The 24,088-nt window shown below is 68.3% G+C and carries 25 protein-coding genes; 14 read left to right on the top strand and 11 right to left on the bottom strand.

From position 1 onward, the window contains the following. Positions 1 to 13: 13 nt before the first annotated feature. Together AC1RRW_RS18850 and AC1RRW_RS18855 are read left to right on the top strand one after the other, a co-directional pair. Positions 14 to 943 carry a hydroxyacid dehydrogenase gene (locus tag AC1RRW_RS18850; RefSeq protein WP_492902736.1) on the top strand — a complete coding sequence of 310 codons (930 nt, stop codon included), beginning with the start codon at positions 14 to 16 and terminating at the stop codon, positions 941 to 943. Further along, complete coding sequence (locus AC1RRW_RS18855; protein ID WP_492902737.1) at positions 940 to 1,908, top strand: Ldh family oxidoreductase; 969 nt, start codon at positions 940 to 942, stop codon at positions 1,906 to 1,908. Before AC1RRW_RS18850 ends, AC1RRW_RS18855 begins: the two co-directional genes overlap by 4 nt. A 135-nt stretch (positions 1,909 to 2,043) precedes the next feature. Here AC1RRW_RS18855 and AC1RRW_RS18860 read toward each other — a convergent pair whose 3' ends face one another. The 3 genes from AC1RRW_RS18860 to ade form a co-directional block, all read right to left on the bottom strand. After that, a complete protein-coding gene (locus AC1RRW_RS18860) occupies positions 2,044 to 2,220 on the bottom strand; it encodes a type II toxin-antitoxin system RelE/ParE family toxin (RefSeq protein ID WP_492902739.1) in 177 nt (58 codons plus the stop codon). 33 nt (positions 2,221 to 2,253) lie between these two features. Then, a complete protein-coding gene (locus AC1RRW_RS18865; protein ID WP_492902741.1) occupies positions 2,254 to 2,382 on the bottom strand; it encodes an antitoxin PaaA2 family protein in 129 nt (42 codons plus the stop codon). A gap of 158 nt (positions 2,383 to 2,540) precedes the next feature. Further along, a complete protein-coding gene (ade, locus tag AC1RRW_RS18870) occupies positions 2,541 to 4,256 on the bottom strand; it encodes an adenine deaminase (protein WP_492902743.1) in 1,716 nt (571 codons plus the stop codon). A gap of 164 nt (positions 4,257 to 4,420) precedes the next feature. Between ade and gatC the strand changes: the two genes are divergently transcribed. Next, positions 4,421 to 4,708, top strand: coding sequence for an Asp-tRNA(Asn)/Glu-tRNA(Gln) amidotransferase subunit GatC (gene gatC, locus AC1RRW_RS18875; protein WP_492902744.1), 288 nt, complete (start codon positions 4,421 to 4,423; stop codon positions 4,706 to 4,708). 124 nt (positions 4,709 to 4,832) lie between these two features. Continuing rightward, entirely contained in the window at positions 4,833 to 6,344 is a 1,512-nt protein-coding gene (gene gatA, locus AC1RRW_RS18880; RefSeq protein WP_492902746.1) for an Asp-tRNA(Asn)/Glu-tRNA(Gln) amidotransferase subunit GatA, read from the top strand. Between the two features lie 34 nt (positions 6,345 to 6,378). Here gatA and AC1RRW_RS18885 read toward each other — a convergent pair whose 3' ends face one another. Together AC1RRW_RS18885 and AC1RRW_RS18890 are read right to left on the bottom strand one after the other, a co-directional pair. Next, positions 6,379 to 9,564 (bottom strand): efflux RND transporter permease subunit, encoded by a 3,186-nt coding sequence (locus tag AC1RRW_RS18885; RefSeq protein WP_492902748.1) that lies wholly within the window; start codon positions 9,562 to 9,564, stop codon positions 6,379 to 6,381. 80 nt (positions 9,565 to 9,644) lie between these two features. Continuing rightward, entirely contained in the window at positions 9,645 to 10,802 is a 1,158-nt protein-coding gene (locus AC1RRW_RS18890; protein WP_492902750.1) for an efflux RND transporter periplasmic adaptor subunit, read from the bottom strand. Positions 10,803 to 11,031: 229 nt separating this feature from the next. On the opposite strand from AC1RRW_RS18890, the gene gatB reads away from it, so the two are divergent. From gatB to AC1RRW_RS18905, 3 genes are all read left to right on the top strand, one after another. Then, the gene (gene gatB, locus AC1RRW_RS18895; RefSeq protein ID WP_492902752.1) at positions 11,032 to 12,513 is read left to right on the top strand and encodes an Asp-tRNA(Asn)/Glu-tRNA(Gln) amidotransferase subunit GatB; all 1,482 of its coding nucleotides are present in this window, start codon (positions 11,032 to 11,034) and stop codon (positions 12,511 to 12,513) included. Next, positions 12,510 to 13,016: a GNAT family N-acetyltransferase gene (locus tag AC1RRW_RS18900; protein WP_492902754.1), complete on the top strand. Its 507-nt coding sequence runs from the start codon at positions 12,510 to 12,512 to the stop codon at positions 13,014 to 13,016. Before gatB ends, AC1RRW_RS18900 begins: the two co-directional genes overlap by 4 nt. Positions 13,017 to 13,124: 108 nt before the next feature. Beyond that, positions 13,125 to 13,610: a GNAT family N-acetyltransferase gene (locus tag AC1RRW_RS18905; protein ID WP_492902756.1), complete on the top strand. Its 486-nt coding sequence runs from the start codon at positions 13,125 to 13,127 to the stop codon at positions 13,608 to 13,610. 35 nt (positions 13,611 to 13,645) lie between these two features. Here AC1RRW_RS18905 and AC1RRW_RS18910 read toward each other — a convergent pair whose 3' ends face one another. Next, on the bottom strand, positions 13,646 to 13,963 hold the full coding sequence (locus AC1RRW_RS18910; protein ID WP_492902757.1) for a hypothetical protein: 318 nt from the start codon (positions 13,961 to 13,963) through the stop codon (positions 13,646 to 13,648). Positions 13,964 to 14,182: 219 nt separating this feature from the next. On the opposite strand from AC1RRW_RS18910, the gene AC1RRW_RS18915 reads away from it, so the two are divergent. Beyond that, positions 14,183 to 14,887 carry a glutathione S-transferase N-terminal domain-containing protein gene (locus AC1RRW_RS18915; protein WP_492902758.1) on the top strand — a complete coding sequence of 235 codons (705 nt, stop codon included), beginning with the start codon at positions 14,183 to 14,185 and terminating at the stop codon, positions 14,885 to 14,887. A 67-nt stretch (positions 14,888 to 14,954) separates the two neighbouring features. Here the strand turns inward: AC1RRW_RS18915 and AC1RRW_RS18920 are convergent, their stop codons facing one another. Next, entirely contained in the window at positions 14,955 to 15,347 is a 393-nt protein-coding gene (locus AC1RRW_RS18920; RefSeq protein ID WP_492902759.1) for a DUF2147 domain-containing protein, read from the bottom strand. 356 nt (positions 15,348 to 15,703) lie between these two features. Here AC1RRW_RS18920 and AC1RRW_RS18925 point away from each other — a divergent pair, with 356 nt between their 5' ends. Then, positions 15,704 to 15,973, top strand: a complete 270-nt coding sequence (locus AC1RRW_RS18925; RefSeq protein ID WP_492902760.1) for a sel1 repeat family protein — start codon at positions 15,704 to 15,706, stop codon at positions 15,971 to 15,973. A 106-nt stretch (positions 15,974 to 16,079) separates the two neighbouring features. Beyond that, the gene (gene ndk / locus AC1RRW_RS18930; RefSeq protein ID WP_492902762.1) at positions 16,080 to 16,502 is read left to right on the top strand and encodes a nucleoside-diphosphate kinase; all 423 of its coding nucleotides are present in this window, start codon (positions 16,080 to 16,082) and stop codon (positions 16,500 to 16,502) included. 66 nt (positions 16,503 to 16,568) lie between these two features. On the opposite strand, the gene AC1RRW_RS18935 is transcribed toward ndk, so the two are convergent. Next, positions 16,569 to 17,393 carry a MipA/OmpV family protein gene (locus AC1RRW_RS18935; protein WP_492902764.1) on the bottom strand — a complete coding sequence of 275 codons (825 nt, stop codon included), beginning with the start codon at positions 17,391 to 17,393 and terminating at the stop codon, positions 16,569 to 16,571. A gap of 148 nt (positions 17,394 to 17,541) precedes the next feature. Between AC1RRW_RS18935 and AC1RRW_RS18940 the strand changes: the two genes are divergently transcribed. Together AC1RRW_RS18940 and AC1RRW_RS18945 are read left to right on the top strand one after the other, a co-directional pair. Beyond that, a complete protein-coding gene (locus tag AC1RRW_RS18940; protein ID WP_492902765.1) occupies positions 17,542 to 19,629 on the top strand; it encodes a molybdopterin-containing oxidoreductase family protein in 2,088 nt (695 codons plus the stop codon). Between the two features lie 109 nt (positions 19,630 to 19,738). Continuing rightward, complete coding sequence (locus AC1RRW_RS18945; protein ID WP_492902766.1) at positions 19,739 to 20,101, top strand: hypothetical protein; 363 nt, start codon at positions 19,739 to 19,741, stop codon at positions 20,099 to 20,101. Here AC1RRW_RS18945 and AC1RRW_RS18950 read toward each other — a convergent pair. Then, positions 20,085 to 20,810, bottom strand: coding sequence for a glutathione S-transferase family protein (locus AC1RRW_RS18950; protein WP_492902768.1), 726 nt, complete (start codon positions 20,808 to 20,810; stop codon positions 20,085 to 20,087). The genes AC1RRW_RS18945 and AC1RRW_RS18950 overlap by 17 nt on opposite strands. 114 nt (positions 20,811 to 20,924) lie before the next feature. Between AC1RRW_RS18950 and AC1RRW_RS18955 the strand changes: the two genes are divergently transcribed. Continuing rightward, complete coding sequence (locus AC1RRW_RS18955; protein WP_492902770.1) at positions 20,925 to 21,701, top strand: helix-turn-helix transcriptional regulator; 777 nt, start codon at positions 20,925 to 20,927, stop codon at positions 21,699 to 21,701. On the opposite strand, the gene purN is transcribed toward AC1RRW_RS18955, so the two are convergent. Further along, on the bottom strand, positions 21,635 to 22,258 hold the full coding sequence (gene purN / locus AC1RRW_RS18960; RefSeq protein WP_492902771.1) for a phosphoribosylglycinamide formyltransferase: 624 nt from the start codon (positions 22,256 to 22,258) through the stop codon (positions 21,635 to 21,637). The two genes, AC1RRW_RS18955 and purN, sit on opposite strands and share 67 nt — an antisense overlap. Next, positions 22,255 to 23,328 (bottom strand): phosphoribosylformylglycinamidine cyclo-ligase, encoded by a 1,074-nt coding sequence (gene purM, locus AC1RRW_RS18965; RefSeq protein ID WP_492902773.1) that lies wholly within the window; start codon positions 23,326 to 23,328, stop codon positions 22,255 to 22,257. The genes purN and purM overlap by 4 nt, the downstream gene beginning before the upstream one ends. Before the next feature lie 137 nt (positions 23,329 to 23,465). Here purM and AC1RRW_RS18970 point away from each other — a divergent pair, with 137 nt between their 5' ends. Next, positions 23,466 to 23,996 (top strand): CDP-alcohol phosphatidyltransferase family protein, encoded by a 531-nt coding sequence (locus tag AC1RRW_RS18970; RefSeq protein WP_492902775.1) that lies wholly within the window; start codon positions 23,466 to 23,468, stop codon positions 23,994 to 23,996. Positions 23,997 to 24,088: the final 92 nt, after the last annotated feature.

Here is a 24,088-nt window from a genome sequence, read left to right on the forward strand (position 1 = left end):
TTTTTGGAGCGTCATGACCGACATCGTCATCACCGAATTCATGGACGAGGCCGCGGTCGCGACGCTGAGCGCGCGCTACAAGGTCCATCACGACCCCGACCTCTTCGGCAAGCCGGATGAACTCGCCAAGCTGGTCGCCGCCGTGCCTGCCCTGATCGTGCGCAACCAGACGCAGGTGAGAGGCGACGTGCTCGCCGCCGCGAAAAAGCTGACCGTGGTCGGCCGGCTCGGCGTCGGACTCGACAATATCGACATGGAGGCCTGCACGGCGCGCGGCATCAAGGTCTTTCCCGCGACCGGCGCCAACAGCCTCTCGGTGGTCGAATACGTCATCTGCAGCGCCATGGTGCTGCTGCGCGGGGCCTATTTCGCCAATGCCGCGATGGTGGCGGGCGAGTTCCCCAAGACGAAGCTGATCGGCCGCGAGATCGCCGGCAAGCGCCTCGGCCTCGTCGGCTTCGGCGCGATCGCCCGCGACGCGGCCAACCATGCCCGCCTGCTCGGCATGGAGGTCGTCGCCTACGACCCCTATGTGCCGACCGACCATCCGGCCTGGCAGACGACGCAGCAGCTCGATCTCGACGCCGTGCTTTCGAGCGCGGACGTGATCAGCATCCACCTGCCGCTGACGGCCGAGACGAAGGGTCTGATCGGCCAGGAGGCCTTCGCGCGGATGAAGCCCGACGCCGTGCTGGTCAACGCCGCGCGCGGCGGCGTCATGGACGAGGCCGCGCTGGTCGCGGCGCTGAAAAGCGGAAAGCTCGGCGGCGCCGCGATCGACGTCTTCGCGGAGGAACCCCTTCGGAAGGGCGGCAAGCTGTTCGAGGACGCGCCCAACCTGATCCTGACCCCTCATATCGCCGGCAACACGGTCGAATCGAACGGCCGCGTCTCCGGCCTCGTCGCCGAGCGGGTGATGGCGGCGCTGGAGGGCAGGGCATGAGACTGTCGTTCACGGAGGCCGAGGCGAGGCTGACCGAACTGTTCGCGGAGGCGGGAGCCTCGCCGGCCAACGCCGCCTCCGTCGCCTGGGCGCTGGTCATGGCCGAGGCCGACGGGCTGAAAGGCCACGGCCTGTCGCGGGTGCCGACCTATCTCGCCATGCTGAAGGCCGGCAAGATCGACGGCAAGGCGGTGCCGATCGCGCGCCAGCCGAAACCCGGCGTGCTGGCGATCGACGCCGCGCACGGCTTCGCCTATCCGGCGATCGACCTCGCCGTGATCGAACTGCCGGCGATCGCCCGGGCGCAGGGCGTGGTCGCGGCCCCGATCCGGCGCTCGAGCCATTGCGGTGCGGCGGGCCTGCATGTCGAGCGGCTGGCCGGGCAGGGGCTGATCGCACTGCTCTTCGCCAACACGCCTGCCGCGATCGCGCCCTGGGGCGGCGCGAAGCCCGTCTTCGGCACCAACCCGATCGCCTTCGCCGCGCCGCTGCCCGGCCGCGAGCCGCTGGTCGTCGACATGGCGCTGTCGAAGGTCGCCCGCGGCCCGATCGTCGCGGCGAAGCAGAAGGGCGAGGCGATTCCGGAAGGCTGGGCGCTGGATTCCGCCGGCAAGCCGACGACGGACGCGGGAGCCGCGCTCGCCGGCACGATGCTGCCGCTCGGAGACGCCAAGGGCGCGACGCTGGCGCTGATGGTCGAGGTGCTGGCGGCGGCGCTGGTCGGCGCGCATTTCGCTTTCGAGGCCTCGTCCTTCCTCGACGACAAGGGCGGCCCGCCCGACACCGGCCAGCTCATCCTCGCCATCGACCCGCACGCAATGGGCGGCAACTGGTTCGACGAGCGCATGCGGCTGCTGGCCCATGCGATCGAGGATCAGGACGGGACGAGGCTGCCCGGCACGCGGCGGTTGGCGCTGCGGGCGAAGGCGTGGGCGGAGGGGATCGAGGTGGGGGAGAATTTCTAGCCGAATCAGGTTTGGTTTCAGCCGATGCTCTGGCGAAAAGCCCGATCCAGATCGCGGCCGCCATAAAGCACGCGTTCAACGACGACTTTCTTGTCATGACTCGCGCTTCGAGCCCGATCAACCGCAAGCCCGGCGTCAGATCGTCTCGTCATGTTCCGCGAGCCGGGAATGTTGAAGCGAATGGATCCGTTGCTCGATACGATCGACAAAACCACGGGCCGTTCTGATACCGGATTGATCGGCAATCCAATCGGCGACCGACTCCAGATCCGCTTCGGCCAGCGGCGACAAAACGACGCTATAGCGCGTCACGTTCTCTCGCCTCGCGTTCGTCAAGGCGAGCTCTTAACCTGCAAAAACTTGATCTGCCGGAATCCAGGGCCGCGGATCGGCGAGCGCCTCCTCGACTTTTTCCTTCAACACCGCATTGAAAGCGCGCTCTTCGCGTTCCAGCGCCTCGAGCCCCGCACGCACGACCTCGCTTGCGGAGTCGTACTCGCCCGAGCGGATACGCTGCTCGACATTTCGGCCAGATCGCCGAGGGTAACGGTCATCGTCGTGCTGGGGTCATCCATCGCGGACCTCCAGTGTCGAGATGGCCGATTTTAGCACGCGATACGGGGGCGGGACAGTCAGAGGAAGTCGAACGCGTCGACATCGACCAGCCCCTTGTCGGTGATCTTGAGATGCGGGATCACCGGCAGGGTCAGGAAGGCGACCTGCAGGAAGGGCTCGGCAAGCACGACGCCGAGGCCCTCGGCGGCCTGGCGCAATTCCTCCAGCGCGAAGCGGACCGCCTCGAAAGGCTGTTCGCTCATCAGCCCGGCTACGGGCAGGGCCAATTCGGCGACGACCGCCCCGTCCTCGGCGACGGCGAAGCCGCCGCCGGTCGCGATCAGCCGGTTGGCGGCCGCGGCCATCGAGGCCTCGTCGACGCCGACGACGCAGAGGTTGTGGCTGTCATGGCCGACCGAGGAGGCGATCGCGCCGCGCCGCATGCCGAAGCCGTGGACGAAGCCGGACGCGATGCCGCCGCTGCGGCCATGCCGCTCGATCACCGTGACCCTGACGGCGTCCTGCGCCAGATCGGGCAGGGCCTGCCCGTCCCGCGCGGGCAGCGTCATCGCGAGCCGTTCGGTGATGATCCGGCCGGGCACGACGCCGATCACCGGCGTCTCGCCCTCGCGCGCCTTCGCGACGAAATCCTGCGGCGTCAGCGGATGGCTCTTCACGCTACCATGGCCGACCGCCACCACCTGCTTGCGACCCTTGAACAGCTTGTCCTCGACCAGCCTGCCGCCGGCGAAGACCTCCCGGACCGAGCAGCCTTCGAGATCGTCGAGCAGCACGATGTCGGCGCGCTTGCCCGGGCCGATGAAGCCGCGGTCGAACAGGCCGAAATTGCGCGCCGCCGAGAGCGTCGCGACGCGATAGGTCGCGAGCACGTCCGCTCCATGCGCGATCGCGGTGCGGATCATGTGGTCGAGATGGCCTTCCTCGGCGATGTCGAGCGGATTGCGGTCGTCGGTGCAGAAGCCGAGGAAGGGCGAGGCGTCGCGGGTGATCAGCGGGATCAGCGCGTGCAGGTCCTTCGAGACCGAGCCCTCGCGGATCAGGATCGCCATGCCCTGCCGCAGCTTTTCGCGGGCCTCGTCCTCCGTCGTCGTCTCGTGGTCGGTGCGGATGCCGGCGGCGAGGTAGCCGTTCAGGTCCAGACCCCGCACCAGCGGCGCGTGGCCGTCGATATGGCTGTGCGAGAATGCCGCGAGCTTGGCGAGGCAGCCGGATTCGCGTGCCAGCAGGCCGGGAAAATTCATGAACTCGGCGAGCCCGATCACCTTGGGATGATCCATCAGCGCGACGAGATCGGCGGCCTTGAGCGTCGCCCCGCTGGTCTCCAGATGCGTCGCCGGCACGCAGCTCGAGAGCTGGACGCGCAGGTCCATCCGCATCGCCTCGGCGCAGTCGAGGAAATAGCGGATACCCTCCGTGCCGAGCACGTTTGCGATCTCGTGCGGATCGCAGATCGCGGTGGTGACGCCGTGGGGCAGGACGCAACGCTCGAACTCGAGCGGCGTCACCAGCGAGGATTCGACGTGGAGATGGGTGTCGATGAAGCCGGGCGCCGCGATCAGTCCGGAGGCGTCGAACTCGGCCTTGCCCTCGTAGCGGCCATGCGTGCCGACGATGGTGTCGCCGCAGAGCGCGATGTCGGTCTCGACGCGATCGCCGGTGACGAGGTCGAGCAGTCTCGCGCCCCTGATCACGAGATCGGCCGGCTCGTCGCCGCGCCCCTGCGCGATCCGGCGGGCGAGGGTTTTTGCGGAGGCGCGGCTGGCATCGGTCATGGCTGATTCCGGAACGTTCACTACGCGGAAGCCTGCACGCGCGCCCGGCGGTTGTCGACTTGCCCGATCGCGCCGGAGCCGGCTTCTTGCGAGTGCGTGACGCGGCGCTTATAGCCCTGACCACAACCGGCGCATTGCGCCGCAGACCTTTTCAGGAGCCCGCCATGTCGGTCGATCTCGCCACCGTCAGACGTGTCGCGCATCTGGCGCGCATCGCCGTGCCAGAGGCCGACCTGCCCAGGCTCCAGGGCGAGCTCAACGCCATCCTCGGCTTCGTCGAGCAGTTGAACGAAGTCGATGTCGCGGGCGTCGAGCCGATGACCTCGGTCACGCCGATGGCGATGAAGCAGCGCGAGGATGTCGTCACCGATGGCGAGATCGCCGACCGGATCGTCGCCAACGCGCCCGCCTCGGACGACAACTACTTCATGGTGCCGAAGGTGATCGAATAAGCGTCGCCGTCATGCGAGCGCAGCGAAGCAATCCAGTGTTTCGCCCGGCGCCCTCCTTCGTCGCCTTCGCTCCCCGCATGACGGGTGACGATTTGACCGCCCATACAACCGCCGGATGCCCAACGTGACCGACCTGACCAGCCTGACGCTGACCGAAGCCCGCGACGGCCTCGAGGCGAAAACCTTCTCGGCGACCGAGCTGACGGCGGCCCACATCGCCGCCGCCGAGCGGGCGCGCGCGCTCAACGCCTATGTTCTGGAAACCCCGGAGCATGCGCTGAGGCAGGCGGCTGCCTCGGACGAAAAGCTCGCGAAGGGCGAGGGCGGTCCGCTCGAGGGCCTGCCGCTCGGCATCAAGGACCTGTTCGCGACGCAAGGGGTTCGCACCACCGCCTGCTCGAAGATCCTCGGCGACTTCGTGCCGCCCTATGAGTCGACCGTGTCGAGCCAGCTCTGGCGCGACGGCGCGGTCATGCTCGGCAAGCTCAACAACGACGAATTCGCCATGGGTTCGTCGAACGAGACCTCCGCCTTCGGCAATGTCGTCAATCCCTGGCGGCGCAAGGGCTCGAATGTCGGGGCGGGAGGCGGGGGCGCGGTCGAGGGCGCGCATCTCGTGCCCGGCGGCTCGTCGGGCGGCTCGGCCTCGGCCGTGGCCGCGGGCCTGTGCCTCGCCGCGACCGCGACCGACACCGGCGGCTCGATCCGCCAGCCCGCCGCCTTCACCGGCACGGTCGGGATCAAGCCGACCTATGGCCGCTGCTCGCGCTGGGGCATCGTCGCCTTCGCCTCCTCGCTCGACCAGGCCGGGCCGATCGGCAAGACGGTCCGTGACTGCGCCGTGATGCTGCGCTCGATGGCAGGCCACGATCCGAAGGACACGACCTCGGCGGACCTGCCCGTGCCGGATTACGAGAAGGCCGTCGGCCGCTCCGTGAAGGGCATGAAGATCGGCATCCCGAAGGAATACCGTCTCGACGGCATGTCGCCCGAGATCGAGGCGCTCTGGCGGCAGGGGGTCGGTTGGCTGAAGGCGGCCGGCGCGGAGATTCTCGACATCTCCCTGCCGCATACGAAATACGCCCTGCCGGCCTATTACATCGTCGCCCCGGCCGAGGCCTCCTCCAACCTCGCCCGCTATGACGGCGTGCGCTACGGACTGCGCGAGGGCGGCCGCGACATCGTCGACATGTACGAGAAGACCCGCGCCGGGGGCTTCGGGGCCGAGGTCAAGCGCCGCATCATGATCGGCGCCTATGTGCTCTCGGCCGGCTACTACGACGCCTATTACCTGCGCGCCCAGAAGGTCCGGACCCTGATCAAGCGCGATTTCGACGAGGCCTACGCCGCCGGGGTCGACGCGGTGTTGACGCCGGCGACGCCGTCCGCCGCCTTCGGCATCGGCGAGAAGGGCTCGTCCGATCCGGTCGAGATGTATCTCAACGACATCTTCACGGTGACGGTGAACATGGCCGGCCTGCCGGGCATCGCCGTGCCGGCGGGGCTGGATGCGCAGGGCCTGCCGCTGGGCCTGCAGCTGATCGGAAAGCCCTTCGACGAGGAGACGCTGTTCGCGCTCGGCGAAGTGATCGAGCAGGCGGCCGGGCGGTTTTCGGTCGGGGAGAAGTGGTGGTGAATCCTTTCCTGCCCGTGGGGAAGAAGGGACAGGCTCAGCGCGCGGCCGGCTTGGCGTCTGCCGAGGCCTGATCGGGCTTCTTCTCGAAGAGCCCGGCGAGCCAGCGCACGACGACGTAGAAGACCGGCGTGAAGATCAGCCCGAACAGCGTCACGCCGATCATCCCCGAGAACACCGCGACGCCGAGCACCTGGCGCATCTCCGCGCCGGCGCCGATCGAGATCGTCAGCGGCAGCACGCCGAGGATGAAGGCGAGCGAGGTCATCAGGATCGGCCGCAGCCGTGTCTTGGCGGCGGCGATGGCGGCCTCGCGCCGGCTCATGCCTTCCTCTTCCGCCTGCTTGGCGAACTCGACGATCAGGATCGCGTTCTTCGCCGCCAGGCCGACCAGCACGACGAGGCCGATATCGACCAGAACGTTGCGGTCGAAGCCCTGGTAGCCGACCCCGATCATCGCCGCGAGGATGCACATCGGCACGATCAGGATGACGGCGAGCGGCAGGGTCCAGCTTTCGTAGAGAGCCGCCAGCAGCAGGAAGACGAAGACGACGGCGAGGCCGAAGGCGATGATCGCGGTGTTGCCGGCGAGCTTTTCCTGCAGCGCGATCTCGGTCCATTCGAAGCCGAAACCGGCCGGCAGCACCTTGCCCGCGATCTCCTCCACCGCCTTGATGCCCTGGCCGGTCGAGAAGCCGCGCGCCATCGAGAGCTGCACCTCCGCCGCCGGATAGAGATTGTAGCGCGGCACGCGATAGGCGCCGGTGGTGTCGGAAAACGTCGCGACGGAGCCGATCGGCACCATCTCGCCATCGGCGTTGCGCGTCTTCAGGGCGGCGACGTCGCGAATGTCGAGCCGGAAAGGGTTGTCGGCCTGCGCCGTCACCCGGAAGGTGCGACCGAGGATGTTGAAGTCGTTGACATAGGCCGAGCCCATATAGACCGACAGCGTCTCGAACACCCGCGTCACCGGCACGCCCAGCATCTCCGCCTTGGTCCGGTCGATATCTGCGAAGATCTGCGGCGTCTTGGTCGAGAACAGCGTGAAGGGCTGCTGGATGCCGGGAGATTGTCCGGACGCGCCGGCCACGGCCCAGGTCGCGCCCTCGAGCGCGGAGAGGCCGCGGCCGCTGCGATCCTGGACATAGCCCTTGAGACCGCCGCCGGTGCCGATGCCCGGCACGGCCGGAGGCTCGATCACAAGCGCGAAGGCTTCGGGAATCTGGAAGAGCTGCGTGCGGAGATCTCCCAGCATGCCCTGCGTGGTGAGGCCCGCCTTGGCCCGCTCCTTGAAGTCCGAGAGCGTGACGAACATCACGCCGGCATTGGGCGCGAGCGTGAAGGTCGCGCCGTCGAGTCCGGCGAAGCCGACGACGTGAGCGACGCCCGGCCGCTTCAGCAGCATCTCCGTCGCCCGGCGCATGACCTCGTCGGTTCGCGGCAGCGAGGAGCCGGCCGGCAACTGGATGACGGCGATGAAATAGCCGCGGTCGAGCTGCGGGACGAGCCCTGTCGGGATCGCGGCGAGACGCTGGCCGGCGACGGCGATCAGCGCGGCGTAGACCAGCAGCATCACGACGCTGAAGCGGATCAGGCGCGCGGTGGCCCAGCCGAAGCTGCGCGAGAGCCAGTCGAACGCCTTGTTGAAATACTTGAAGAACCAGCGCAGCGGCGCGCCCAGCGCCGCGAGGAAGCCCTTGGGCTTCTCATGGCTGTGCGGCTTCAGCAGGATCGCAGAGAGCGCCGGCGACAGGGTCAGCGAGACGAAGCAGGAGATCATGGTCGAGGCCGCGATCGTCACCGCGAACTGCTGGTAGAAGGTGCCCTGCAGTCCTGTGATGAATGCGGTCGGGATGAACACGGCGCAGAGCACGAGCGCGATCGCCAGCAATGCGCCGCCGACCTCGTCCATGGTCTTGTGCGCGGCCTCCCTGGCGCTCATGCCCTGGGCGAGATAGCGCTCGACATTCTCGACCACGACGATCGCGTCGTCGACGACGATGCCGATGGCGAGCACAAGCGCCAGCAGCGAGATCGTGTTGAAGGAGATGCCGACGGCGCTCATCACCAGGAAGGTGCCGACCAGCGAGACCGGGATCGCGATGATCGGGATGATCGCGGCGCGCCAGGTCTGCAGGAACAGGATCACGACGATGACGACGAGAACGACCGCCTCGAACAGCGTCGTCACCACGGCCGAGACCGATTCCGAGATGAACTCCGTCGGGTTGTAGACGATCGTGTGCTGGACGCCGGAGGGAAAGTTCTTCGACAGCCCCTGCATCGTCTTGATCAGCGTGTCGGCCGTCGTCAGGGCGTTCGAGCCGGGGCGCTGGAAGACGGCGATCGCGACCGCTTCCTTGTTGTCGAGATAGGAGTTCGACAGATAATCCTGCGCGCCGAGCTCGACGCGGGCGATGTCGCGGACGCGGACGGTGCCGCCATTGGCGTCGGCGCGCACGACGATGTTGTAGAATTCGTCGACGCTGGTCAGGCGGCCAAGCGTGTTGACCGACAGCTGGAAGGCGCTGTCGGACTTCGCCGGCGGCTGGTTGATCGCGCCGGCGGCGACCTGGACGTTGGCCGCGCGGATCGCCGTGATCACGTCGCCGGCCGTCAGGTTGCGGGACGCGACCTTGGCCGGATCGAGCCAGACCCGCATCGAGTAGTCGCGCGCGCCGAAGACCTGCACGTTGCCGACGCCGTCGACGCGGGTGAGCACGTCCTTCACGTTCAGCGTCGTGTAGTTCGAGACGTATTGCTGGTCGCGCGAGCCGTCCGGCGACAGCATGTGGATGACCATCAGGAAGTCGGGCGAGGCCTTGCGGACCTGCAGGCCGAGCGTGCGCACGTCCTGCGGCAGGCGCGGTTCGGCCGCCGAGACGCGGTTTTGCACCAGCACCTGGGCCTGATCGACATCGGTGCCGGCCTTGAACACGACGTTGATCGTGACGCGCCCGTCGCCGGTCGACTGCGACGAGATGTAGAGCATGTCGTCGACGCCGTTGACCTCCTGCTCGATCGGCGCGGCGACGGTCGAGGCGACGACCTCCGCGGAGGCGCCCGGATAGGTCGCGGTGATCGTGACGGTCGGCGGCGCGATCTCCGGATATTCGGCGATCGGCAGGCTGCGCTGCGCGATCGCGCCGGCGATCGTCAGGAGAACCGACAGCACGGTCGCGAAGATCGGCCGGTCGATGAAGAAATGGGCGAAGCGGAACATGATCTGGTCCTGGCCGGGAGGGCAGGGCGGACGGCAAGGGCCGTCCGCGTCCATTCTGGGATGCGCGTGTCGTCAGGCCGTCAGTTCGTCGCGACCTTGATCTCGCCGGGCTGCGGCGTGACGGTCGCGCCGGGGCGGACCATGGGGTTGGCGAGCCCGTTCACCACGACCTTGTCGTCCTTGGTCAGCCCGCTGGCGATGACCCGCAGGCCATCGCTGATCTGGCCCAGGGTCACCGGCTTCGGCACGACCTTGTTGTCGGCCCCCACCGTCAGCACGATCTTGCTCGCCTGGTCCGACACGATCACCGCGTCGGGCACGAGCAGCGCATCGGCCTGGCCGGCGCGGACGCGCACGCGCCCGAACGTGCCCGGCGTCAGGAACTGATCCGGGTTCCCGAACACGGCGCGACCGCGGATCGTGCCGGAGCGCGCGTTGAGCGCATTGTCGATGAAGTCGATCTTGCCGTCGCGCTTCCAGGCCGTCTCGTCCGAGAGCCTGACCTGGGCCGGCGTGCCTTCCTCCCGCCCCACCAGTTTCCGCAGATCGGCGGTCAGTCGGGTATAGCGCAGATAGTCGGCCTCCGACGCGTCGAAGACGAAGTAGATCGGGTCGCTGGCGACGATCGTGGTCAGCAGCGTCGCGCCCGACTGGCCGCCGGCGATCAGGTTGCCGGGGTCGACGCGGCGGTTCGAGATGCGGCCGCTCAGCGGCGCGCGCACCTGCGTCCACTCCAGATTCAGCTCGGCCGTCTTGAGATTGGCCTCGGCGCCCTGCTGCGAGCCGAGCGCGCTGTTGAGGTTGGCGCGGCGCTGGTCGATGTCGCGGGCGGTGATGGTGCGGTTCTGCGTCAGCGCCTCGGCGCGCTCGACCTCGCTCTGCGTCAGCTCGACCTGCGCCTTGGCGCGGGCGACCTCGGCGCGCGCCGCGTCGACGGAGAGCTGGTAGGGCCGCTGGTCGATGGTGAAGAGCAGATCGCCCTTCTTGACCAGCTGGCCGTCGCGGAAATGCAGCGAATCCAGGAAGCCGGAGACGCGGGCGCGCACCTCGACCTGCTCGCTCGCCTCGAAGCGGCCGGTGTATTCGTCCCAGTTGGTGACGCGCTTGGCCAGCGGAGCCGCGACCTGGACCGGCGGCGCGGGCGGCGGGCCGCCCTGGGCGATGGCCGCGCCCCCCGTCAGGGTGAGCGCGCTCAGCCATGCGGCGCGGGCCAGACCTTTCGCAAGGCGGTTCGACATGTCGGAACTCCGGATACGGGGGGCCAGCGCAACCCTGGCGGGGTTCCGGCCGTGGATGCAAGAAGGTCCCGGAGCTGACGATTGTCAAGATCCATCACTCGACACTATGACGCAGCGGCGGCACGATAGGCCAGATTTCGCCACAAGGTGACAGGAGAGCAACAGCCGCTTGCCGCCGGCGCGGCGAAATCGTAACCCGTGTGCCAGATTTTGCATCCGGAAGAGTTCGATGAACCCGCATGTCCGTCCCGCCGACCCGAAGAAGCTGATCAGGGGCGCGACCGGCGACTGGGAGGTGGTGATCGGCATGGAGATCCATGCCCAGGTCACCTCCAACGCAAAGCTGTTCTCCGGCGCGGCGACCGCCTTCGGCGCCGAGCCCAACGCCCATGTCAGCCTGGTCGACGCGGCGATGCCCGGCATGCTGCCGGTGATCAACGCCGAATGCGTGCGCCAGGCCGTCCGGACGGGGCTGGGCCTCAACGCCCGGATCAACAACCGCTCGGTCTTCGACCGCAAGAACTATTTCTATCCCGACCTGCCGCAGGGCTACCAGATCAGCCAGTACAAGAGCCCGATCGTCGGCGAGGGCGAGATCGTCGTCGATCTCTCGCCGACCGAGCAGATCACGGTCGGCATCGAGCGGCTGCATCTGGAGCAGGACGCCGGCAAGTCGATCCACGACCAGCACCCGACCATGTCCTTCGTCGACCTCAACCGCTCGGGCGTGGCGCTGATGGAGATCGTCTCCAAGCCCGATCTGCGCTCGGCCGACGAGGCCAAGGCCTATGTCACGAAGTTGCGGACCATCCTGCGCTATCTCGGCACCTGCGACGGCGACATGGAGAAGGGCAATCTGCGCGCCGACGTCAACGTCTCGGTGCGCAGGCCCGGCGCCGAGCTCGGCACGCGCTGCGAGATCAAGAACGTCAACTCGATCCGCTTCATCGGCCAGGCGGTCGAGACCGAGGCGCGCCGCCAGATCGGCATCCTGGAGGATGGCGGCGCGATCGACCAGGAGACGCGGCTCTACGACCCCGGCAAGGGCGAGACGCGCGCCATGCGCTCCAAGGAAGAGGCGCATGACTACCGCTATTTCCCCGATCCCGACCTGCTGCCGCTCGAATTCGACGATGCCTTCGTCGCCGGGCTGAGGACGCATCTGCCGGAGCTGCCCGACGCCAAGAAGGCCCGCTTCATCGCGGAGTATGGCTTGTCGCCCTATGACGCCTCGGTGCTGGTGGCGGAGCGCGAGCAGGCGGATTACTTCGAGGCGGTCGCGAAAGGCCGCGACGGCAAGGCCGCCGCCAACTGGGTCATCAACGAACTCTTCGGCCGCCTGAACAAGGAGGGTGGAGACGTCACGACCTCGCCGGTCTCCGCCGCCCAGCTCGGCGGGCTGGTCGACCTGATCGGGGAGGGCGTCATCTCGGGGCGCATCGCCAAGGATCTGTTCGAGATATTGTGGTCCGAGGGCGGCGATCCGCGCCAGATCGTCGAGGCGCGGGGCATGAAGCAGGTCACCGATACGGGCGCGATCGAGAAGGCGGTCGACGCGCTGATCGCGGCCAATCCCGACAAGGTCGAGCAGGTCAAGGCCAAGCCGACCATGCTCGGCTGGTTCGTCGGCCAGGCGATGAAGGCGTCCGGCGGCAAGGCCAACCCGCAGGCGCTGAACGACATCCTCAAAGCCAAGCTCGGGATCGAGTGACGATCGGCGGTCTCATCATCCGCGACGCCGAGGCCGCCGACCTGCCGGCGGTCCGGGCCATGCTGGTCGAGACCTGGCACGCCACCTATGACGGCATCTACGGCTGGCGGCGCGTCGCCGAGATCACCAATGCCTGGCATTCGCTGGAGAACCTCTCCGCGCAGCTCGGCCGCGAAGGCGGAGCGTTTCTCGTCGGGCTGATCGGCGCGGAGATCATCGCCACGTCCTCGGCCCGGCTGGAGCCGGACCGGGCGGCGCTGCTGACGAGGCTCTACGTCCTGCCGCCGCGCCAGGGCGTCGGCATCGGCCGGACCCTGCTGCAGGTGACGCTCGCCTGCTTTCCGCGGGCCCCGGTGGCGCGGCTCGAGGTCGAGAGCCAGAACGAGCCGGCGATCGCCTTCTACGAGCGCATGGGCTTCTTCCTGCAGCGCCAGGCGCGCTTCGACGGCCGCGACGACACGCCCAACACGCTGATGATGGCGAAGCGGCTGTTCGCGGAGTGACGCGGGCGGCGGCCGACGCGACGGCGACGATCGTCACGTCGACGATCGTTCCGTTCCCTGAGCTGGTCTGATAGAGCCGCGTCTCGCAACAATCTGACGGGGCGCGGCATGAGCGGGAAGATCGATGCGGGCGAGATCGTCATCCGCGAGGCCACGCGCGAGGATGTGGCGCGGATCGCGGCGCTGATCCTGCACGGCGCGTCGAGCCAGACCCTGAGCCCGGCCGAGATCGAGGCCGAGGCCGCCCATCCCGATCATCTGCTCGCCTTCGACGAGATCGAGGCCAGCCCCGCCAACCATCTCTTCGTGGCCGAGAAGGCGGGTCGCGTGCTCGGCACCTTCCAGCTCACGCTGATTCCCGGCATCGCCGCGCGCGGACGCAGGCGCGCCAAGATCGAGAGCGTCCATGTCGCGCCGGAAAGCCGTGGCCTCGGCATCGGCGCGCGGATGGTGGCCGCCGCGGTGGACTTCGCCAAGGAGCGCGGCGCGGGGCTGGTCGAGCTCACCTCGAACAAGAGCCGCGTCGACGCGCACCGCTTCTACCGCACTCTCGGCTTCGAGCAGAGCCATGAGGGCTTCAAGATCACCGTGTGACCGGAGCGCCGGCTACCGACGCTCCGGCCGCTCGCTCACTGACCCTGCGCGGCGAGGCGCTTGCGGCACTCGGTCGAGTACTTGATCCAGTTGTAGCCCTTCTTGGTCAGGTCGGCCTTGTTGGCGCGCCATTCCGCGCCGCAGGCGCGCAGGCGGTTGTCGTTCTTGAGCTGCGCCTCGGAACGCGCGCGCTTGGGCTTCGTCGCCTCGGTGGCGGGAGCGGCCGGGGCGGCCGTGGTCGCGGGCGCGGTGCGTGCCGGCGCGGACGGTCGTTGCTGCAGCGGATTGGTCTGGGCGGCGGCGGGCAGGGCGAGCGCGAGCGCGCAGGCGGCGGCGAGGAGGTGAAGGCGCATGGCGGTGATCCTCAGGCAACCGGCGCGGGGCGACGGGCTCAGTCCGTAGGTCGCCCGGCCGATCGTGCAGTCTCGGCCGAATTCATGGCGGAAGACAAGCGCTCATCGCCCGTCGCGACATGGCGAGCCCGCGCGGCTCGCGGATCGCGGCCCTTTCGGGGCGGGGTGGCCCGGCCTACATCTGCGCCCGGCACTCTCAAACGCGACAGGACCAGCGCCATGCCTGCCAGCCAGACCAAGCCGATAGACCTGTATTACTGGCCCACGCCGAACGGCTGGAAGATCACGATCATGCTGGAGGAGTGCGGGCTGCCCTACACCATGATCCCAGTCAATATCGGCAAGGGCGACCAGTTCAAGCCGGAGTTCCTGGCGATCTCGCCGAACAACCGCATGCCGGCGATCGTCGATCCGGAAGGCCCGGACGGCAAGCCGATCTCGGTCTTCGAATCCGGCGCGATCCTGCAATATCTCGGCCGCAAGACCGGACAGTTCTATCCGGCCGACGAGCGCGGCCGCGTCGCGGTCGACGAATGGCTGTTCTGGCAGATGGGCGGTTTCGGCCCGATGCTCGGCCAGACCCATCACTTCCGGCTCTATGCGCCCGAACGGATCCCCTATGCGGTCGAGCGCTACACGAACGAGGCTAACCGGCTCTATGGCGTGCTGAACAAGCGGCTCGACGGCCGCGACTACATCTGCGGCGGGTATTCGATCGCCGATATGGCCTGCATCGGCTGGGCGCTGGGCTGGGAGCGGCAGGGCCAGGACATCGGGCAGTTCCCGAACGTCGCGCGCTGGATCGAGACGATGAAGGCGCGCCCGGCCGTGGCGCGCGGGCTCAAGGTCGCCGAGGAGCTGCGCACGGGCGGCATCCGCACGCCCGAGGAGAGGGCGATCCTGTTCGGGCAGAAGGCGCGGTAGAGGGCAGTCGGCAGGCGGTCGGCGGTCGCCTCTCGCCTGCGGCCGCCTACTGCCCGCTTCCTGCCGCCTAATTCGACCGCGCCCACTTCACCGAGCGGCAGATCAGCCCGCCCATGACGCAGCCCGAGGTCGTCAGGCTGTCGCCTGACAAGGTCATCGTGCCGGAATAGGTCTTGCCGTCCTCCGGGTTGAAGGCGCTGCCCTTCCACTTGCCCGCGCCGTCGGGCTTCATGTCGTAGAAGATGCGCTGGCCGACCTTGGCCGGGCCGTTGGTGTCCTTGAGCCAGGCCAGCGTGCCGCACATCGCCTCGCCGCATTTGGCGAAGCGCACCCGCGAGGCGCCGGTGTCGCGCAGCCAGGTGCCCGTGACGTCCTGCGCGAAGGCCGGCGTCGCGGCGCCTGCCGTCAGGAAGCCGAGCGCGACGAGCGCGCCCTTCAGCATGGTCGAAGTTCCGGACATCGGCATCCTCCCGCGTTGTGACCACGCTGTGCTGCATGGTTCTGATGTGAACCATATCGGAGATCGCGCGCGCTTCAAGCCGCCGTCACGGCGGGATGAATCGGGCCGGCCGTTCCGCAAGGTGAACGCCCCGTCAATGGCGGGTTGAGGGCCGATGCCAGAAGCGCGTTGAAATCGTTAGCTTATTCGCCCGCGGACGCTGAATCGATCCTTGCTTTAACCGCTCGATTAGACATCGTTGAGCTTCGATTCATCGCGATTTTTAGCGTCGCCTTTAAGGACCGCGGCCAAATCTCGTCCTCACGGACCGGGGCCTTGGACGGGTGGCCGGCGACAACAGGACAGGGTGGTTTGTCATGGCACGCATGGAAATGAGCGCGATCCCCGCTTCGCTGACGGTCCCGAGCGAGACCTCGGCCGAGGCCTATTACCAGCTCGGGCTGATGTATGCGGCGGGGCGCGCCGCCCCGGTCGACCTCGTCGCGGCCCAGACCTGGTTCAACGTGGCTCTGGCCCGCGGCTGTCGCCAGGCCGCCGCCCATCGCCAGGAGCTGGCGTTGGAGATGACCGCCGAGCAGCTCGCCAGGGCGCTGCGCGAGGCCCGCGCCTTCCTGACCCGCCACTGAGCGGGTCGGGCCCCGGCAACTCATCGGATCCTGCAAGCCTTGTGGGGCGGGGAGGCGGCTGCTATGAGCGCGCCGATTCCCGCACGAAATCCCCAAGGATCGACCGATGGCTGTCCAGCGTACCTTTTCCATTCTCAAGCCCGACGCGACCAGGCGCAACCTGACCGGCGCGGTCAACGCGGTGATCGAGAAGGCCGGCCTGCGCATCGTCGCCCAGAAGCGCATCCGGATGACCAAGGACCAGGCCGAGACCTTCTATGCGGTCCACGCGGCGCGGCCGTTCTTCGGCGAGCTCGTCGCGTTCATGACCTCGGGCCCGGTCGTCGTGCAGGTGCTGGAAGGAGAGAACGCGATCTTCGCCTATCGCGACGCGATGGGCGCGACCAACCCGGCCAACGCCGCAGAGGGCACCATCCGCAAGCTCTTCGCCCAGTCGGTCGGCGAGAACACCGTCCACGGCTCGGATGCGCCAGAGACCGCCGCGATCGAGATCGCGCAGTTCTTCTCCGGGAATGAGATCGTCGGCTGATCGGCCTCGCCACCCGGCTTCGAGGGCGGTCCTTGCGGGCCGCCCTTTTTTTGGCTTCGGCCCGTGTCAGAAGCCGAGATCGAAGGCGTAGCTCGCCGAGATCCCGAGCGTGACCGAGTCGCGCGAGCCGAAGGTCCGCACGATCGGCGCCTTGGCCGCGTCGCCGACGAGGCGCTTGTACTCGACATAGGCCGTGGTCGAGAGTTTTTCGCTCCAGTGATAGGTGACCTGCGCGAGCGCGCCGACCGAATGGACCCCGGCATTGTAGCGCTGCAGCAGGCCGCCCATGCCGGCAAGCCCCGGATTCGGGCCGAAATAGGTGCGGACATAGTCGGCCCCGACCACGCTCATGCGCGGCCCGGCGCCGATGCTCCAGGCCTGTCCGATGCGCGTGAAGGCGTCGAGCTTGAAATCGGCGACGAGCGCGTCATGGGCGACGAAGCCGCGGCGCAGATCGGCCCGCGCCCTGAGCCAGGACGCCGGATAGAACTCGACGAAGCCGCCGGCCTCGGCCCCGAACTTGGTGTTGGGCACGCCGATCAGCGCGGGATTGGTGCTGGCCTTGCGCTCCCAGAGCAGGTTGCCGGAGAAGCCGACCCGCCAGGCCGTGCCGGAGAAGAAGCCGATCGAGAGCGCGTCGTCCTCGGCCGACCACCAGGTGCTCTTGATGCCCTTGCCGAGCGAGATGATCGGGCGCGGCCGGAAGACGTAGTCGTTCGAGCCGGCGTAATCTGGCTGGTAGCGCAGGCCCGCGCCCAGCGTCAGGTGCCAGTTCTGCGCGGATGCAGGCGAAGTGAGCTGCGTATACTCGCTCGACTGGGCCAGGGCCCGGTTCGGCGACGCCAGGACGAGCCCGGCCACGAGGCCGAGGAGAAACGCGACGCAACGCATAGGCGCACAAACTCCGGATACGTTGGCCACAGGCTTGCGCCATGGCCGATCCAGGCACTCTGAAGCGTTAGCGTTAACCCCGGGTTGACGTCGGCGGGATTGACCGCCGCGCCGCGGCGCGGCACGACTGGCGCCCGAGGATCCTCCCATGACCGAACTGCCGCGCGTCGCGCATCTGCCGTCCGTCTGCCCGCATGACTGCCCCTCGGCCTGCTCGCTCGAGGTCGAGGTCATCGACGGCCGCAGCATCGGCCGCGTGCGCGGCAGCAAGCGCCAGAGCTACACCGACGGCGTGATCTGCGCGAAGGTCGCGCGCTATTCCGAGCGCATCCACCATCCCGACCGGCTGACGCACCCGCTGCGCCGCACGGGTCCGAAAGGCTCCGGACAGTTCGAGCGCGTCGGCTGGGACGAGGCGCTCGACGAGATCGCCAGGCGCTTCCTCGCGATCGAGGCCGAGCACGGCGCCGAGGCCGTCTGGCCCTATTACTATGCCGGCACGATGGGGCTGGTGATGCGCGACGGCATCAACCGGCTGCGCCACGCGAAGAAATACTCCGGCCAGTATTCCACGATCTGCACCACCATGGCCTGGACCGGCTTCATCGCCGGCACGGGTCGGCTCGCCGGGCCCGATCCGCGCGAGATGGCCAAGTCCGACTGCGTCGTGATCTGGGGCACGAACGCCGTGCACACGCAGGTCAATGTGATGCACCACGCCATCAAGGCGCGGAAGACGCGCGGGGCGAAGATCGTCGCGATCGACATCTACCGCAACGCCACGCTCGACCAGGCCGATCTGGCGCTGGTGCTGCGGCCCGGCACCGACGCCGCGCTCGCCTGCGGCGTGATGCACATCCTCTTCCGCGACGGCCACGCCGACCGCGATTATCTGGCGCGGCACACCGACGCGCCGGACGAACTCGAAGAGCACCTCGAGACCCGCACGCCGGAATGGGCGGCTTCCATCACGGGTCTGAGCGTCGCCGAGATCGAGGAATTCGCCGCGCTCGTCGGCACGCGCAAGAACAGCTTCTTCCGTCTCGGCTACGGTTTCGCCCGCCAGCGCAACGGCGCGGTCTCGATGCATGCGGCGCTCTGCGTGCCGACCGTGACGGGCGCCTGGCGGCACGAGGGCGGCGGCGCCTTCCACAGCAACAGCGGCATCTACAAATGGCGCAAGACCCTGATCGAGGGGCTCGACGTCGCAGACCGCGAGGTCCGTCAGCTCGACCAGTCGCAGATCGGCCGCGTGCTGACCGGCGACGCCGAGGCGCTGCGCCACAAGGGGCCGGTCAAGGCATTGTTCATCCAGAACACCAACCCGGTCTCGGTCGCGCCAGAGCAGGAGCTGGTCAAGCGGGGTTTCGCGCGCGACGACCTGTTCACCGTCGTCCACGAGCAGTTCATGACCGAGACGGCCGCGGCGGCCGACATCGTGCTGCCGGCGACGCAGTTCATGGAGCATGACGACCTCTATCAGGGCGGCGGCCACCAGCACATCATGTGGGGCGGCAGGCTGGTCGATCCGCCGGGCGAATGCCGCTCGAACCACGAGGTCGTCTGCGCGCTCGCGGACCGGCTCGGCGCGCGGCATCGCGGCTTCGCCATGACCTCGCGCGAGATCGTCGACTGGACCCTGCGCGAGAGCGGGCGCGGCACGCTCGACGAGCTGATCGCCAATGATTTCCATGATGTGCAGCCGGATTATCGCACGGCGCATTATCTCGACGGCTTCGGCTATCGCGACAAGAAATTCCGCTTCAGGCCGGACTGGCCGAAGGTGCCAAACGCCAATGACGGTCCGGTCGGTCCCTGGGAGGCGATGCCGGCGCTGCCCGATTACTGGGACGTGCTGGAGCGCGCCGACGAGAGCCATCCCTTCCGGCTGGCGACGAGTCCGGCCCGCAGCTTCCTGAACTCGACCTTCAACGAGACGCCGGGCTCCCTGAAAAAGGAAGGCCGGCCGACGCTGATGCTGCATCCCGACGATGCGGCGCAGCTCGGCGTCGCGGCCGGGCAGGAGGTCGTCATCGGCAACCGGCGCGGCAGCGTGCATCTCCATGCCGTGCTGTTCGAGGGCGTGGTGCGCGGCGTCGTCATCGCCGAGTCGATCTGGCCCAACGCCGCCCACAGGCATGGCCGCGGCATCAACACCGTCACCGGGGCCGATGCGGTCGCGCCCTTCGGCGGCGCGGCCTTCCACGATAACAAGGTCTGGATCAGGGCCGCCTGAGACGTTGTGACGCTTGACCTTTCGGTGCCGCTGTGGCCCATCCGCAGGGCGGCGCGGGCATGAATCATGCCCCATGGCCGGGTATGGCTTTCTAGGGATCGGCGGACAGATGACGATGCGGCGGATGGGTGCGGCTGTTCTGGCCGCGGGTGTTTCTCTTGCGATCACGGTCGCGGCGCATGCGGCGAGCGGCACCAGCGCCCTGCCGCCGCCGGATCCGACGGCGAAGAACCTTTCGCCCTACATGATCCAGCTGCGCGCCTTCGACGCCTGCCTGGTGACGCAGTCGCGCCTGATGGGCACGACCCGCGAGGCGGTGAATGCGCCATGCAGCTGCTACGCCAAGGGTACGGTCAAAGCGATGAGCAAGGACGAGATCCAGGCTTTCCGCGACACAGGCTATTTCAACGACAGCGCCCGCGCCAAGGGCCTCGATTTCGTCGACCGCTGCAAGCTCAAGCGGCCGGTCTGACGGCTGCCGGTTCGGCGGGATAGAAGCGCGCGTTGATGCGCGCGGCATAGGCGACGAGGCTGGAGTGTTCCTCGATCGCGCTGCGCAGCGCGGAGTCGAAAAACGGGCTGACCCCGCTGATCATGAAGGCCCCGAGCGTCGCGTCCGCGCCAGCCGGCTCGTCGCCGCCGAGATAGGATTTCTCGCCGAGGATCGCCGCGATCGCGCCCAGCGCGCGCTTTGCGAGGACCAGCCGTTCGGCGTCGCTGTGGCGGCCGATGCCCTGGCCGTGCAGATTGCGCTTCACCTTGCGCCTGATCATGGCGACGACGATCGGGCGCAGCGGGGCGGGAACCGGCTTGAAGAAATGCGCCGGGCCACGCGCGAAATTGGCGTCGTCCATCCAGCGCTCGTTCACCACGAGCCAGTAGAACTGGTCTTCCAGCATCTTCTCGACCGCCCAGGCGACGCCGCGCTGCTCGGGGTTCAGCCCCTTGTCGAAATCGATCCCGTGTTTCGCCTCGAGATGGAAGCGGATGAAGCTCGAATCGGCGATCGTCCGGCCCTCGTCGACGATGACCGGCAACTTGCCTTTCGGCGCCTTGCGCAGGTCGCCCCGGGTCCGTCGATAGGGCAGGCCCGACATCTGCAGCAGGATATCCGCCTTGATGCAGAACGGGCTCGGATCGGGCAGGTCGAAAAAGGGGCCGAAGCTGTGCAGGACAATCATGACGGACTTCCCTTGCGCTCTCGATGACGAGGAGCCTACTGACACGCCGCTGCCAATATCTGTCAGCAGGATGCGTCATGGTGCTTCGGCTCAAGCCGGTTGGGAAGTGTCGACATGCAGCGCGCCGAACGATTGCTCGATCTGATCCAGGGGCTGCGCCGCCGGCGGCGGCCTGTTACGGCCGACACGCTCGCGGCCGAGCTCGACGTCTCGGTGCGCACCGTCTATCGCGACATCGCGGCGCTCGCCCGCCAGGGCGTTCCCGTGCGGGGCGAGGCCGGCATCGGCTATGTGCTGGACGCCGGCTTCGACATGCCGCCGCTGATGCTGTCGCCGGACGAGATCGAGGCCGTGCTGGTCGGCATGCGCTGGCTGACGGAGCGCGCGGACCCGGTGCTGGCGCGTGCCGCCGAGGACGTCGTCAGCAAGGTCGCGGCGGTGCTGCCGGTGCATCTCAAGCCGATCCTGCTCGACGGCGCGCTGTTCGCCCCGGTCTATGGCCGCGACCTGCCGGCCGACCAGGTCGATGTCGCGGCCGTGCGCGCCGCGATCCGGCTCGGCCGCAAGCTCGATGTCGGCTATCGCGACGAGGCCGGGCAGGAGACCCGCCGGATGATCTGGCCGATCGGGATGACCTTCTACGACCGCGTCCGCATCGTCATCGCCTGGTGCGAACTGCGTCAGGCCTTCCGCCACTTCCGCACGGATCGGATCACCGATCTCGTCGCCCGCGACGAGCGCTATCCCGCGCGCCGGGCCGACCTGTTCCGGCGCTGGCAGAATGAGGAGGAGGTCCGCGCCGCCAATGCGGCCTGCGAGCTGCCTCAGGAGCGCCGCAGCGCGCCGTCGACCAGCATCGCACGCCCGGAAGCGACCTCCGCCAGCGCCTGAGGATAGAGCACCAGCTCCCGCGCCAGCACGCGCTCCGCCAGCGTGTCCTCGTCGTCGCCCGGCAGCACCGGCACGCGCGCCTGTGCGATGACCGGGCCGGCGTCGAGTTCCGGCACGACGAAATGCACGCTGCAGCCATGTTCGGCGACGCCGGCCTCCAGCGCCTGCCGATGCGTGTGCGTGCCTTTGAACAGCGGCAGCAGCGACGGGTGGATGTTGATCATCCGGCCTTCCCAGCGCCGCACGAACCAGGGCGTCATGATCCGCATGAAGCCGGCCAGCGCGACCAGCTCGATCTGCTCGACGCGCAACGCCTCGTCCATGGCGCGCTCGAAGGATTCGCGGTCCTTGCCGAAGGCGCGATGATCGACGATCGCTGTCGCGATGCCCATCGCCCGAGCCCGTTCGAGCCCGCCAGCGTCGGGCCGGTTCGACAGGACGAGCCCGATCTCGGCCGGGAAATCCGGCGCCTGCGCCGCCTGCGCCAGCGCCACCATGTTGGAGCCGCGCCCGGAGATCAGGACGCCGGTGCGCCGGCGCGGGGAGGGCGTGCTCACAGGCCGAGCTTGCCGCGATAGGAGACCTGCTCCTCGCCGGCGCTCGCGGGAATGATCTCGCCCAGCCTCACGGGAGCCTCGCCCGCGGCCGTCAGCGCCGACTCGACCTCGTCGGCCTTGGCCGCGTCGGCCGCGACGATCATGCCGATGCCGCAGTTGAAGGTGCGCAGCATCTCGCGCTCGGCGACGCCGCCCACGCCGGCGAGCCAGCCGAAGACCGGCGGCACGGGGATCGCGGGAAGGTCGAGCGCGACGCCGAGCCCGTCGGGCAGCACGCGCGGAATGTTGTCGGGGAAACCGCCGCCGGTGATGTGGGCCAGCGCCTTGATGCCGTCGGTCGCCCGCAGCGCCCGCAGCAGAGGCTTCACGTAGATCCGCGTCGGAATCAGCAGCGCCTCGGCGAGGCTGGCCTCCGGGGCGAACGGGGCAGGGGCGTCCCATGCCAGCCCGCTCAGCGAAACGATGCGCCGCACCAGCGAATAGCCGTTGGAATGCACGCCCGAGGAAGGCAGGCCGAAGACGACGTCGCCAGGCACGAGGCCGGCGCGCGGCAGCAGCGTGCCGCGCTCGGCCGCGCCGACGGCGAAGCCGGCGAGATCGTAGTCCTTCTCGGCATACATGCCGGGCATCTCGGCCGTCTCGCCGCCGATCAGCGCGCAGCCGGCCTGGCGGCAGCCATCGGCGATGCCGCGCACGATCTCGACGCCGACCTTCGGATCGAGCTTGCCGGTGGCGTAGTAGTCGAGGAAGAGCAGGGGCTCCGCGCCCTGCACGATCAGGTCGTTGACGCACATCGCCACGAGGTCGATCCCGATCGTGGAATGCAGCCCGCTCTCGATCGCGATCCTGACCTTGGTGCCGACGCCGTCATTGGCCGCGACCAGGATCGGATCGCTGAAGCCGGCCGCCTTCAGGTCGAACAGCCCGCCGAAGCCGCCGATCTCGGCATCCGCGCCCGGCCGGCGCGTGGCGCGCACCAGCGGCTTGATCTGGTCGACCATGGCGTTGCCCGCGTCGATATCGACGCCGGCCTGGGCATAGGTCAATCCGTTCTGGCCCGGCTTGGTCATGATCCCCTGCTTTCACTCGAAGTCAGGCGAGCGATAGGCAACCGGGCCGGCCCTTGCAAGCCGGCAGGTCGCTTCCGCGGATTTGCTCCATCGGTTCAGGGCTGGCGCCACCGTCGCGTTTGCGCGAAGCTCGCGCCATGACGCTGCCCAACCTCATCACCATCGGCCGGCTGATCCTGGTCCCGCTGGTGATCGTCATGATCGTCAACCAGCGCTGGCAGGCCGCCTTCGTCCTGTTCGTCGCGGCGGGGGTCTCGGACGCGATCGACGGCTTCATCGCCAAGCGCTTCGACATGGCGAGCGAGCTCGGGGCCTATCTCGATCCGGTCGCCGACAAGGCGCTGATCGTCTCGATCTACATCACGCTCGCGGTGATCGGCGTGATCCCGGTCTGGCTCGTCATCCTGGTCGTGGCGCGCGACCTGATGATCGTCTCGGCCGTGATCCTGTCCTGGGTGATGGAGAAGCCCGTCGTGATCTCGCCTTTCGTCGTCAGCAAGCTCAACACGGCGGCGCAACTGGCCTTCGCGGCGCTGGTGCTCGGGACGCAGGCCTTCGGCGTCGATCCGGGCCAGGCGATGCAGCTCGGCCAGTTGCTGGTCGCGCTGTTGACGGTCGGCTCGATGGCGGCCTATCTCGCCTTCTGGCTGCGGCACATGGCGGCTTGAGGCAGACGCGCGTCATTCCAGCGCCGCGGCTTGGAACCTCCGCCGCCGCCACCCATTTCTGCACGCGCGCAAGCGCCGGCGCGAGAGACCCT

The organism is Allobosea sp. GW821-FHT12C12, from assembly GCF_058807355.1.

Coding starts and splice junctions, on each gene's coding strand:
- AC1RRW_RS18890 (WP_492902750.1), bottom strand. CDS start 10,802: ATGTCGAACCGCCTTGCGAAAGGTCTGGCCCGCGCCGCATGGCTGAGC.
- AC1RRW_RS18850 (WP_492902736.1), top strand. CDS start 14: ATGACCGACATCGTCATCACCGAATTCATGGACGAGGCCGCGGTCGCG.
- AC1RRW_RS18945 (WP_492902766.1), top strand. CDS start 19,739: ATGACGATGCGGCGGATGGGTGCGGCTGTTCTGGCCGCGGGTGTTTCT.
- AC1RRW_RS18940 (WP_492902765.1), top strand. CDS start 17,542: ATGACCGAACTGCCGCGCGTCGCGCATCTGCCGTCCGTCTGCCCGCAT.
- AC1RRW_RS18855 (WP_492902737.1), top strand. CDS start 940: ATGAGACTGTCGTTCACGGAGGCCGAGGCGAGGCTGACCGAACTGTTC.
- AC1RRW_RS18955 (WP_492902770.1), top strand. CDS start 20,925: ATGCAGCGCGCCGAACGATTGCTCGATCTGATCCAGGGGCTGCGCCGC.
- AC1RRW_RS18970 (WP_492902775.1), top strand. CDS start 23,466: ATGACGCTGCCCAACCTCATCACCATCGGCCGGCTGATCCTGGTCCCG.
- ade (WP_492902743.1), bottom strand. CDS start 4,256: ATGACCGATGCCAGCCGCGCCTCCGCAAAAACCCTCGCCCGCCGGATC.
- AC1RRW_RS18905 (WP_492902756.1), top strand. CDS start 13,125: ATGAGCGGGAAGATCGATGCGGGCGAGATCGTCATCCGCGAGGCCACG.
- AC1RRW_RS18925 (WP_492902760.1), top strand. CDS start 15,704: ATGGCACGCATGGAAATGAGCGCGATCCCCGCTTCGCTGACGGTCCCG.
- gatC (WP_492902744.1), top strand. CDS start 4,421: ATGTCGGTCGATCTCGCCACCGTCAGACGTGTCGCGCATCTGGCGCGC.
- AC1RRW_RS18935 (WP_492902764.1), bottom strand. CDS start 17,393: ATGCGTTGCGTCGCGTTTCTCCTCGGCCTCGTGGCCGGGCTCGTCCTG.
- gatB (WP_492902752.1), top strand. CDS start 11,032: ATGAACCCGCATGTCCGTCCCGCCGACCCGAAGAAGCTGATCAGGGGC.
- purM (WP_492902773.1), bottom strand. CDS start 23,328: ATGACCAAGCCGGGCCAGAACGGATTGACCTATGCCCAGGCCGGCGTC.
- AC1RRW_RS18885 (WP_492902748.1), bottom strand. CDS start 9,564: ATGTTCCGCTTCGCCCATTTCTTCATCGACCGGCCGATCTTCGCGACC.
- AC1RRW_RS18920 (WP_492902759.1), bottom strand. CDS start 15,347: ATGTCCGGAACTTCGACCATGCTGAAGGGCGCGCTCGTCGCGCTCGGC.
- AC1RRW_RS18910 (WP_492902757.1), bottom strand. CDS start 13,963: ATGCGCCTTCACCTCCTCGCCGCCGCCTGCGCGCTCGCGCTCGCCCTG.
- AC1RRW_RS18915 (WP_492902758.1), top strand. CDS start 14,183: ATGCCTGCCAGCCAGACCAAGCCGATAGACCTGTATTACTGGCCCACG.
- AC1RRW_RS18950 (WP_492902768.1), bottom strand. CDS start 20,810: ATGATTGTCCTGCACAGCTTCGGCCCCTTTTTCGACCTGCCCGATCCG.
- ndk (WP_492902762.1), top strand. CDS start 16,080: ATGGCTGTCCAGCGTACCTTTTCCATTCTCAAGCCCGACGCGACCAGG.